The organism is Aeromonas sp. S8(2024) (genome assembly GCF_041403085.1).
Lineage (GTDB): Bacteria > Pseudomonadota > Gammaproteobacteria > Enterobacterales > Aeromonadaceae > Aeromonas > Aeromonas dhakensis.
In genome coordinates this window covers 1-10,386 of sequence record NZ_JBGLRF010000004.1, presented here as the reverse complement: position 1 = coordinate 10,386, position 10,386 = coordinate 1, and the positions used below count along the sequence as shown (strand labels likewise).

Sequence of the window (10,386 nt, the reverse complement as noted above, 5' to 3'; positions counted from 1 at the left end):
TCATGTGGCAGTGGGCCCATCTGCTGGGGTTCAACCTCTACTGGTTGCTGGCAGTGAAGTGGCAGCAGCCGGGCCCGCTGTTGGCACTGCTGCTGCTTCATTTTCTTTTCTCCCCCCGCCGCTGGCACGACTGGCGGCTCATCCCGGTTGCCCTTGCCGGCAGCCTGCTCGATGCCCTGCTCTGGCAGCTCGGGCTGTTTGATTTCAACGCCGGTTTTCCGCTCTGGCTGGTGCTGCTCTGGTGCGGCTTTGCCCTGACTCTCTGCCACGGTCTGCGCTGGCTGCGGCCCTTGCCGCGCTGGCAGCAGGGGCTGTTCGGCATGGTCGGTGGCAGCTCCTCCTATGTGGCGGGCGCCGCCATGGGGGCAGTACACTTACCCTGGGGCATCGGGGTCAGTGCGGCACTGCTGGCGGTGATCTGGATGTGGTGGTTACCCGTACTCCTGTGGGTAACGGTCAAGCTGGAGGGTGAAGCGAGATGAACACCTTTTCGACCGACACCTTGTTGTTTTCCAAATGGACCAAAGAGAGCCAGCACGAGCTGACCGAGCGTTTCTATCTGGTGGTGGCCTGTCAGCGCGATGCGCAGGGGCAGCTGCAGCAGGTGGTGATGCAGGACATCAACACGCTGCTGGAACAGGAGATGGACTGGCATGAACTCGAAGATCCTGCCCATTGGCACATGGGGTGGAATTAGCCTGCTGCTGGCAGGCTTGAGCCTACCGCTGACCCCTTTCGCCCAGACCGGGCAAGCCCCGATCACCCCCTGGCAGCAGCTGCACCCGGTCGGGCGCGGCGAGATGAGTTGGCTCTGGTTCAAGCTCTATGACGCCACCCTCTACAGCGAGAACGGCCGCTATCTGCCGGGTCACTATCCTCAGGCGCTCAGCCTCACTTACGCCAGAGCCATCGAACGGGACGATCTGTTGCGCGCCACCGCCGCCGAGTGGCAGCGACTGGGGCTTGGCAGCGAGCAGCAGCGCCAGGAGTGGCTTGGCCGGCTCGCCACGCTCTGGCCCGATGTCAAGGCGGGTGATCGGCTCACCTTCTATGTCGACAAGGGGGGCGCGGGCCATTTCTGGTGGCGGGACAAGCCGCTCGGCACCCTCGCCGATCCGCAATTTTCGGCGGCCTTCCTCGCCATCTGGCTGGCAGAAGGGAGCCGTGATCCGGCGCTTACCCGTAGCCTGCGAGGAGAGTTCTGATGCAAAAGAGGTTCATGTCGTACACCCGCACCTGGCGCTACCTGCTGTTGTTGCCGTTCCTGCTGCTGGCCGGCTGTGGCAGCAGTCTGGAGGAGTATCGCGATCGGGGCCCCGAGTGGGATCTCGCTCGCTTCTTCGATGGCAAGCTGACGGCGCATGGTCTGGTAACCGATCGCAGCGGCGAGGTGACCAGCCGTTTTCGGGTGGAGATGCGCGGGCACTGGCAGGGGGGCAAGGGGGAGCTGTTCGAGCAGTTCTACTTTGACGACGGGCGCCAGCAGACCCGCACCTGGTTCTTGAGCAAGGGGGCGGATGGCCATTGGCGCGGCACGGCCGCCGACGTGGTGGGGGAGGCGGTAGGCAAGACGGCAGGCTTTGCCCTCAACTGGCGCTATCAGCTCGATCTGGCGCTGCCCGACGGCAGCGTGGTGCGGGTGAGTTTCGATGACTGGATGTACCTGCTCGACCAGGATCGTTTGATCAACCGGGCCGCCATCAGCAAGTTCGGCATCCAGCTGGGGGAGGTGATCCTCTATATCGAGCGGCAGCCTGAATGAGTGCGCCTCACCCAGTCGGCAACGTGGACGATAGTCGCTCGCTATCAATCAGTTAGGTCTTAACGATTACCTTTCGAGTCTGATGGGTTCTAAGATGACCAGGTCGTCAAATCTGGAGGTGAAACATGAAGAGTCCGATTGGTCTTGATACCGTTCAATCACAAGCGTTGGTCGCCGAACTGAACAAGTTGCTGGCCAGCTACCAGATCCTTTACATGAACGTTCGCGGCTTCCACTGGAACATCCGCGGCAACCAGTTCTTCGAGCTGCACCTGAAGTTTGAAGAGATTTACAACGACCTGTTGCTGAAGGTCGATGCCTTGGCCGAGCGTATCCTCACCCTGGATGGCGTACCGCTGCACAGCTTCAGCGACTACCTGAACGTTTCCGCCATTGCCGAGCAGAAGGGGTTGCACGACGGTCGTGCCTGCGTCGAATCCCTGCTGGAGAGTTTCCGCGAACTGCTGGTGGCCCAGCGCCGCATCTTGGGGCAGGCCGCCGATGCCGGTGATGAAGGGACCGCGTCCATTCTCTCCGACTATGTGCAGCAGCAGGAGAAACTGGTCTGGATGCTGCGCGCTTATTTAGCCTGATAGTTAACCAAGCCGGATGCATACGAAGTATGCCGGCTTGATGAAGTCAAGGGCTGGTGCTACCTGACCAGACGCCAGCCCGACCCGTTCCCTTACCGTGTTCTGTTGCAAACCTGAGTTGTCTCTCCTTTTATCCACCCGCTTGCCGCCCTGTTTGGGCGGCTTTTTTTGTTTTTGATCTGCATCAATGAAAATTGAATTGGCAAATTGAATGCCTATTAAGTTTTCCACGAGGGGAATAGAATCGCCACAAAACAAACAACTGAAATGTCCAATTAGGAGAGGCATGATGTTTTGTGTGCAATGTGAACAGACAATTCGTACTCCGGCAGGCAACGGCTGCGCCTATGCACAAGGTATGTGTGGCAAGACGGCAGAAACCTCGGATCTGCAGGATGTGCTGATCTATACCCTGCAGGGGCTGAGCGCCTGGGCGCTGGCCGCCCGCGATCACGGCATCGTCGACAGCGAGATCGACGCCTTCGTGCCCAAGGCCTTCTTCGCCACCCTCACCAACGTCAACTTCGATTCCGCCCGCATCGTGGCCTATGTCAATCAGGCGCTGGCCTATCGCCAGCAGCTGGCTGCCAAGCTAGCACCGCTGGCGGTGCAGGCCGACATACTTCCTGCTGCCGCCCGTTTCGAGCCGGGTAGCGAGCTGCTGGAACAGCTGGCCCAGGCACCGCAGACCGCGGTCAACCGCGGCAAGAACGAGGTCAACGAAGACATCATGGGGCTGCGCCTGCTCTGCCTCTACGGCCTCAAGGGCGCTGCCGCCTACATGGAGCACGCCCGGGTGCTGGATCAGCAAGACAGCGAGGTAGCCGCCGAATTCCACCGCATCATGAGCTGGCTCGGTACGGATCCGAGCGATCTGGATCCCCTGTTCAAGTGCGCCATGGACATTGGCCTGCTCAACTTCAAAATCATGGAGATGCTGGATCTCGGTGAAACCACCGCCTTCGGCCACCCCGAGCCGACTCAGGTACGCGTTACTCCAGTACCGGGCAAGTGCATTCTGGTCTCCGGTCACGACATGGTGGATCTCAAGCTCATCCTGGAGCAGACCAAGGGGACCAGCATCAAGGTCTACACCCATGGCGAGATGCTGCCGGCGCTGGCCTACCCCTTCTTCAAGCAGTACCCGCATCTGGTGGGCAACTACGGCTCCGCCTGGCAGAACCAGCAGAAGGAGTTTGCCAACTTCCCGGGCGCGGTGGTGATGACTTCCAACTGCATCATCGACCCGAACGTGGGCAACTACTCGGATCGCATCTTCACCCGCTCCATCGTCGGCTGGCCGGGCGTGACCCACCTGGAAGGGGAAGATTTCTCCGCCGTCGTTGCCAAGGCGCAAGCGCTGGAAGGCTTCAAGCACGTTGAGCTGGAGCACTTCATCACCATCGGCTTTGCCCGCAACGCCCTGATGCAGGCTGCCCCTGCGGTGATCGACAAGGTCAAGGCCGGTGAAATCAGCCACTTCTTCCTGGTCGGTGGCTGTGACGGTGACCGTGCCGAGCGCGCTTACTACACCGAGTTTGCCAAGGCGATCCCGCAGGACAGCCTGTTGCTGACCCTGGGCTGCGGCAAATACAAGTTCAACAAGCTCGACTTCGGCGACATCGGCGGCATTCCCCGTCTGCTGGACGTGGGTCAGTGCAACGATGCCTATTCCGCCATCCAGCTGGCGCTGGCGCTCTCCGAAGAGTTCGAGTGCGGCGTCAACGATCTGCCGCTGACCTTGGTGCTCTCCTGGTTCGAGCAAAAAGCCATCGTCATTCTGCTCACCCTGCTGGCGCTGGGTGTGAAGGACATCCGTACCGGCCCGACCGCCCCGGCCTTCCTCACCCCGGCTCTGCTCAAGGTGCTGGAAGAGCAATTTGGCCTCAAGGGCACCACCACTGCAGAAGCCGATCTCGCCGAGATCCTGGCGGCCTGAGCAAAGAGACAGCCTTACACGCTCAGCATGTTGTAAGCCTTTGGCGAGCCTGATGGCTCGCCTTTTTTTAGCGATCCCTTTCCAACATTTTTCAACAAGAGGAGCCTTGCGATGACCTCCACCTCCCTCACCCTCAGGTGCATCGGCCGCCGGGCGGATACCCACGACGTGGCGAGCTGGCAGTTCGTGCCGCAGACGGGCAGCCTGTCTGCCGTGCTGGCGGGCCAGTGCGTGACGCTGCACACCGAGATTGACGGCAAGCCCCACTGCCGTGCCTATACCCTCTCCTCCAGCCCGCAGGACCCTTTCTGGCAGGTCACCATCAAGGATGTCGGGTTGGTCTCCCACCATCTGCACCAGACCCTGCAGGTGGGGGACGAGATCCGGGTGGATGGCCCGTTCGGCGACTTCAATCTGACGGCCTTGCCCTGCGAGCGGCCGCTGCTCTTGAGCGCCGGTTCCGGCATCACCCCCATGTGGGCCATGCTGCGCGACGAGCTGGCTAAACGGCCGGACGCCGACATCCGCTTCATTCACAGCGCCCGCTCGCCAGAGGATGTGATCTTCGCAGACGACTTGGCTGCGCTGGCCGCTGCTCATGCCGGCGTTCGCCACGCGTTAGTGCTGGAGAAAGTTGGGGAAGAGGCGCCGGCGGCTTATCCCTGGGTCGGCCGGCTCAGCCCGGAGATGCTCAAGGAATTGGCACCGGATCTATTGAGTCGCCACGTCTATCTGTGCGGGCCAGCCCCCTACATGGAAGCGGCCAGCACCATGCTGGCAGCGCTCGGGTTGCCCGCCGGGCAGCTGCACCAGGAGTCGTTCGGCCTGCCTGCTGCAACATCGAGCACGGCGCCAGTTGCGGCCGGCAGCGACCACTTCTGGCTGACCCTCAAAAAGAGCGGCAAGAAGGTGAAGATACTGCCGGGGCAGACCCTGCTGGCGGCGCTGGAGGGGGCGGGGGAGACCATGATGGCGGCCTGCCGGGCCGGGGTATGTGGGGCCTGTCGCTGCACCACGGAGGGCGAGATCGAGCGCCAGAGCGTGATGACTCTCAGCCCGCAGGATCTGGAGAGTGGGGTGGCACTGGCCTGCTCCTGTACCGTCAGGGGGGATGTTTGCGTCGACTATTGAGGGAAGGTAATGGGCATCCCGCTCTTTTCGCAGCGGGGCCGGGCGGGTAGACTCAGCTCCAGTTTCAGTCGAACGCGGGATACAAAATGACAATTCTGGTCACAGGGGGCGCCGGCTACATCGGCTCCCACACCCTGGTTGAGTTATTGAACGCCGGGCAACAGGTCGTGGTGCTGGACAACCTCTCCAACTCCTCCCCCGAGTCTCTCAAGCGGGTCGAGCTGATCACCGGCAAGCCGGTCATCTTCGTCGAAGGGGATGTGCTGGATCGGACTTGCCTGCAACAGCTGTTTGCCGATCACCAGATCGAGTCGGTGATCCATTTCGCCGGGCTCAAAGCGGTTGGCGAGTCGAGCCAGATCCCGCTCACCTACTACCAGAACAACATCACCGGCACCCTGGTGCTGTGCGAAGAGATGGCAAAAGCCGGCGTGTTCCGGCTGGTATTCAGCTCCTCGGCCACCGTCTACGGCGATCCGGCCTCGGTACCGCTGCGGGAAGATTTTCCCACCAGCGCCACCAACCCTTATGGCCGCTCCAAGCTGATGGTGGAGGAGATCCTGCGGGATCTCTCCAAATCCGATCCCCGCTGGGCCATCGTGCTGTTGCGCTACTTCAACCCGGTCGGCGCCCACGAGAGCGGCCTTATCGGGGAAGATCCCAACGGTATTCCCAACAACCTGCTGCCCTATATCAGTCAGGTGGGGGTGGGCAAGCTCAAGGAGCTGGGGGTGTTTGGCAACGACTACCCGACACCGGACGGTACCGGGGTGCGCGATTACATCCACGTGGTGGATCTCGCCATCGGTCACCTGAAAGCGCTGGCGCGCATCGCGTCGGATACCGGCGTCTTTACCTACAACCTGGGGACCGGTCAGGGTTATTCGGTGCTGGAGATGATCAAGGCGTTCGAGGCGGCCAGCGGCCGTACCATTCCCTACCAGATCAAACCCCGTCGCCCCGGCGATATCGCCGAGTGCTGGGCCGAGCCGCACAAGGCTCGTGCCGAGCTGGGCTGGCAGGCCGAGCGCGGTCTGGAGCGGATGATGGTGGATACCTGGCGCTGGCAAAGCCAGAACCCGAACGGTTATGGCCCTGCTGCGAAGCCGTGATCAAGGGTCATGCGCTGCTCGGGAACCTCATTTATTCATATAAACTCGGGTCCCTGCGCAGCTCTTCGCCTTGCTGACAGCTTCTCGCGACGGCACATCAGGCCTGATGGTTTGCAGCCTGAATAGCAAAACGCCCCGGCATGCCGGGGCGTTTTTTATGTACCGGAGCGGGATTACTGAATGCTCTTGCCGGCGCGCACATCCTTGATGAAGCCTTTCAGGCTGGCCAGATCACGCGGTGCGCCGCGCAGGATCTGATCGCCGATGATGAAGGCCGGGGTGCCCGAGATGCTCATTGCTTCGGCCAGCGCCCGGTTGGTGCCGAGATTCTGATCGATGCTGCCATCCTTGATCTTGGCTTCAACCTTGCTCCAGTTGACGCCAGCTGCTTCTGCCAGCTGCTTCACCTGTGCCTCGTCGGCCAGCGGGCCCTGATGGGCGTACAGCTTCTCGTGGAAGGCCTGGTACTTGTCGGGCTGACCCAGCTGTACCGCCAGGGCTGCGCGGGCGGCGAAGTAGGAGGTCTCGCTCAGGATCGGGAACTGCTTGTAGATGTAGCGAATGTCCTTGTCTTCCGCCAGCAGCTGCTTGATCAGCGGGTGGGCGCGTTTGCAGTAGCCGCAGTTGTAGTCGAAGAATTCGACCACGGTCAGGCTGCCCTTGGGATTGCCGGTTTCCGGGTCCTGGTTGCTATAGAGCTGCTTGGCGTGAGCCTTGATCAAGGTCTTGTCGCTCTCGGCCTGCTGGCTCTCCTGCTTGGCGCGCAGGGCGTTGGACATCTCGACCAGGATCTCCGGGTTCTTGACCAGATAGTCGCGCACTATCTGTTCCACGTCGCTCTTGGTCAGTTCGCTCGCCTGAACCGGCGCCGCAAGCAGGGTGGCACCCGTCAGGGCACAAAGCAGGGCATGTTTGATTTTCATAAGTCCATCTTGCTGGGGATTTCGGGATGCTGACTATAGTGGGTGAGTCTGTTTTCAAGTCAAGTTATCTGGTTGAAAAAGCGCTGGTTATGCTCAAATCGACGGCTTTGTACGTCATTTAGCCCAATAAATCGGCAAACGAGCGGTGAGGGGATTTACAAGGGCGATCGCCATGGGTAATATTCGCCGCACTGTCGCGGAGGGGTGGCAGAGCGGCTGAATGCACCGGTCTTGAAAACCGGCGATGGGCGACCATCCGTGGGTTCAAATCCCACCTCCTCCGCCATTTATTCAGCCAAAAAGGCCATCTGAAAGGATGGCCTTTTTGCTATTCAAATCCCCGCTGTCATTCTGCCTCTGATTGTGCAAGCCATCTTTATCCACGTTTTTCAGACAGTTGGCCAAGGCTGACGCTTGCGATTTTCCTGCCTGTTTGATCGCGTTCATTGCGAGACTATCACCGGGCAACCAGCGTCTTGATCGTCTCCGTTGGCCCTGATATTCGCACAGTTCGGTGGGGATCCCGTCTCGCTGGCTCATCCGCCACAACTTAGACTCCTTTTGTTGCGTAATGCAGGCAGCGTGGAGGACTGCTGGTCCGCCGGTGAGAGGTCAGCCATGACGAATGTTGCAATGATTAACATCCGTAGGAGTCATGACTGGTCGCTGGTGGAACGATCTTGTTCTTCTGTAGCATTTCATTACAAAAATTACGGTTCGATAGCATAAAGTGTGGGGCAGTTCTGATTTTCCTATGTGCCGGGGTGTGTCATCTATTGACGCTTGTTAACATTCAGTATGTTTCCATGTTTGGCCACCTTATCTTGTGCATGATCCTCATACCCCGGAAATGAATACCCTGCACGCGTTGGAGCTTATCGGTCAGTTCGAGACGGCGGCTGACGAGCGCGCCATCGTGACCCTGCTGCGCGAACTGAGCGGCCGCATGGGATTCGACTATTTTCGCTTGGCCCTGATCTTTCCCAGCACCATCCAGCGTCCGGACGTCATCATCTTCAACGGTTGCCCACAGGCCTGGGTGGATACCTACACCGGCAGCGGCTTCTTTGCCATCGACCCCATCGTCAAGTGCGCCATGACCAGAAGCACGCCCATTCTGTGGGCCGATGTGGTGAACGATGATGAGCGTTGTAATGAACAGGGCTGGGAGGTGATGCAGCTGGCCAGCGAGTACGGCATTCGCGACGGTATCACCCTGCCCTGGCACGGTGCCAACGGCCATGTCGGCCTGCTCTCCTTTATTACCAGTACGCCTCGTACCAGCCAGCAATGGCTCTCTGCGGTGCGCTTTATCAGCTGGCTCTCCATGCATATCTTTGAGGCGGTGGCCCGGGTCTGTCTGGCGGGGCAGTCACCGCACGATGCGTTGAGTTTGCGGGAGCTGGAGGTGTGTCGCTGGGCGGCGGAGGGCAAGCAGGTGAGCGATATTGCCCAGATCCTCGGGATCACGCCCCGTACCGTGACGTTTCATCTGAACAATGTGGTCAACAAGCTGGGGGCGAGCAGCAAGAGCCAGGCCATCTCATGGGCATTGAAACAGGGGATGGTCAGGTTGAACGTGGAGATGGCGCTGGTGGCCAATGTGGATGAGGAGCAGTGATTCTGTTTGTGGCAAGCAACTTGTTGCGTAGATGGCAAGATGTTCCACTGCATGTGCAAGAATTTATGGTGCAATAACCTGATGGTTGCAACTTCTTGCGCCACGCATCAGACCAGCTTGCTTGATTGTTAGTTAATGCTTTGAAAAATATGAATAAAAAAGAGTGGCATGGTCGCTGCTAACTGGTTCGGTCGAGTGTCATTACCGTTCAACCAATCAGGAGCAAACTCATGCCAACTCCATGTTATATCAGCATCGAAGGTAAAACCCAGGGCAATATTACCGCCGGTGCCTTCACTTCCGATTCCGTCGGCAACATCTTCGTGCAGGGCCACGAAGACGAGATGCTGGTGCAAGAATTCCAACACGTCGTCACCGTACCGACCGATCCGCAATCCGGTCAGCCTGCTGGTCAGCGTGTCCACAAGCCGTTCAAGTTCACCGTTGCGCTGAACAAGGCCGTACCGCTGATGTACAACTCCCTGGCCTCCGGCGAAATGCTGCCGAAAGTGACCCTGAAGTGGTACCGCACCTCCGTCGAGGGCAAGCAGGAGCACTTCTTCTCTACCGTGCTGACCGATGCCACCATCGTTGACATCGATTGCCAGATGCCGCACTGCCAGGATCCGGCGAAGTCTGACTTCACCCAGCTGATCCAGGTCTCTCTGGCCTATCGCAAGATTGACTGGGAGCACACCGTTGCCGGTACTTCCGGTGCGGATGACTGGCGCGCACCGATCGAGGCCTAATTCTCGATCTCTGATTGCCGTTATTCCTTGTAGTGCACCCCATGGCCTGGTGATGGCAGTGTCAGCCATCGTCAGGCCAGTGCAAGCTTTCTCCGACCCGTTCAGCTGGATGCGGTCGGAGCTTTTGTGTTTTGCCATATGGCTGCGAGCCGACCTTATTGCAAAGCACAACAGAGGCCAGTCGTCATGTGTTCCACCATTGCATCGTCCGGTGACGTGCTCACCTATCAGGATGGGATTCCCCCATCGACAGTTGCCAGAATCGATGGCAAGCCGCTGGCCCCTTACGACAAATCCGACAATCCCCTCTATCCGCGCAGCAGCTCTGGTCGCCTGCGTACTTTACGGTGTGGCGGCAAGCCCATCGCCGTGACCGGTACCGCCGTCGGCTGCGGCGGCGTGGTGATTGGCTCGGGCAGCGGACTGGCAGGTTAAGGAGCGCTTCATGGCAGACAGCACAGGATTACAATTTACCGTCAAGGTGGGGGCCCTGCCCGAGAGTACCTTTGTGGTGGCCGAGTTTGCACTGGATGAAGCGCTCAACCGGCCGTTCAAC

The 10,386-nt window shown here is 59.7% G+C and carries 13 protein-coding genes and 1 tRNA gene; 12 read left to right on the top strand and 2 right to left on the bottom strand.

From position 1 onward, the window contains the following. Positions 1-2: 2 nt before the first annotated feature. The 8 genes from ACB031_RS12795 (at position 3) to galE (ending at position 6,537) form a co-directional block, all read left to right on the top strand. Positions 3-482, top strand: coding sequence for a DUF2878 domain-containing protein (locus tag ACB031_RS12795; RefSeq protein WP_371139690.1), 480 nt, complete (start codon positions 3-5; stop codon positions 480-482). After that, a complete protein-coding gene (locus ACB031_RS12790; protein WP_005303669.1) occupies positions 479-697 on the top strand; it encodes a TIGR02450 family Trp-rich protein in 219 nt (72 codons plus the stop codon). The genes ACB031_RS12795 and ACB031_RS12790 overlap by 4 nt, the downstream gene beginning before the upstream one ends. Positions 698-713: 16 nt before the next feature. After that, complete coding sequence (locus ACB031_RS12785; protein ID WP_371139812.1) at positions 714-1,205, top strand: chalcone isomerase family protein; 492 nt, start codon at positions 714-716, stop codon at positions 1,203-1,205. Continuing rightward, positions 1,205-1,762: a DUF3833 domain-containing protein gene (locus ACB031_RS12780; protein ID WP_371139689.1), complete on the top strand. Its 558-nt coding sequence runs from the start codon at positions 1,205-1,207 to the stop codon at positions 1,760-1,762. Before ACB031_RS12785 ends, ACB031_RS12780 begins: the two co-directional genes overlap by 1 nt. 125 nt (positions 1,763-1,887) lie before the next feature. Continuing rightward, on the top strand, positions 1,888-2,355 hold the full coding sequence (locus ACB031_RS12775; protein WP_371139688.1) for a Dps family protein: 468 nt from the start codon (positions 1,888-1,890) through the stop codon (positions 2,353-2,355). Between the two features lie 289 nt (positions 2,356-2,644). After that, a complete protein-coding gene (gene hcp, locus ACB031_RS12770) occupies positions 2,645-4,294 on the top strand; it encodes a hydroxylamine reductase (RefSeq protein ID WP_371139811.1) in 1,650 nt (549 codons plus the stop codon). A 111-nt stretch (positions 4,295-4,405) separates the two neighbouring features. Next, complete coding sequence (locus ACB031_RS12765) at positions 4,406-5,425, top strand: FAD-binding oxidoreductase (protein ID WP_371139687.1); 1,020 nt, start codon at positions 4,406-4,408, stop codon at positions 5,423-5,425. Positions 5,426-5,511: 86 nt separating this feature from the next. After that, positions 5,512-6,537 (top strand): UDP-glucose 4-epimerase GalE, encoded by a 1,026-nt coding sequence (gene galE / locus ACB031_RS12760; protein WP_371139686.1) that lies wholly within the window; start codon positions 5,512-5,514, stop codon positions 6,535-6,537. 173 nt (positions 6,538-6,710) lie between these two features. On the opposite strand, the gene ACB031_RS12755 is transcribed toward galE, so the two are convergent. Then, positions 6,711-7,460 carry a DsbA family protein gene (locus ACB031_RS12755; RefSeq protein WP_005303647.1) on the bottom strand — a complete coding sequence of 250 codons (750 nt, stop codon included), beginning with the start codon at positions 7,458-7,460 and terminating at the stop codon, positions 6,711-6,713. 198 nt (positions 7,461-7,658) lie between these two features. Here ACB031_RS12755 and ACB031_RS12750 point away from each other — a divergent pair. Then, positions 7,659-7,746 (top strand) — tRNA-Ser (locus tag ACB031_RS12750). Between the two features lie 5 nt (positions 7,747-7,751). Here ACB031_RS12750 and ACB031_RS12745 read toward each other — a convergent pair. Continuing rightward, the gene (locus ACB031_RS12745) at positions 7,752-8,000 is read right to left on the bottom strand and encodes a hypothetical protein (RefSeq protein ID WP_336291066.1); all 249 of its coding nucleotides are present in this window, start codon (positions 7,998-8,000) and stop codon (positions 7,752-7,754) included. Between the two features lie 310 nt (positions 8,001-8,310). Here ACB031_RS12745 and ACB031_RS12740 point away from each other — a divergent pair, with 310 nt between their 5' ends. The 3 genes from ACB031_RS12740 to ACB031_RS12730 all read left to right on the top strand — a co-directional run bounded on the left by ACB031_RS12740 (position 8,311) and on the right by ACB031_RS12730 (position 10,265). Continuing rightward, on the top strand, positions 8,311-9,081 hold the full coding sequence (locus tag ACB031_RS12740; protein WP_371139685.1) for a LuxR family transcriptional regulator: 771 nt from the start codon (positions 8,311-8,313) through the stop codon (positions 9,079-9,081). A 230-nt stretch (positions 9,082-9,311) separates the two neighbouring features. Continuing rightward, the gene (gene hcp1, locus ACB031_RS12735) at positions 9,312-9,830 is read left to right on the top strand and encodes a type VI secretion system effector Hcp1 (RefSeq protein WP_010634822.1); all 519 of its coding nucleotides are present in this window, start codon (positions 9,312-9,314) and stop codon (positions 9,828-9,830) included. A 186-nt stretch (positions 9,831-10,016) separates the two neighbouring features. Beyond that, the gene (locus ACB031_RS12730; protein WP_371139684.1) at positions 10,017-10,265 is read left to right on the top strand and encodes a hypothetical protein; all 249 of its coding nucleotides are present in this window, start codon (positions 10,017-10,019) and stop codon (positions 10,263-10,265) included. Positions 10,266-10,386 lie beyond the last annotated feature (121 nt).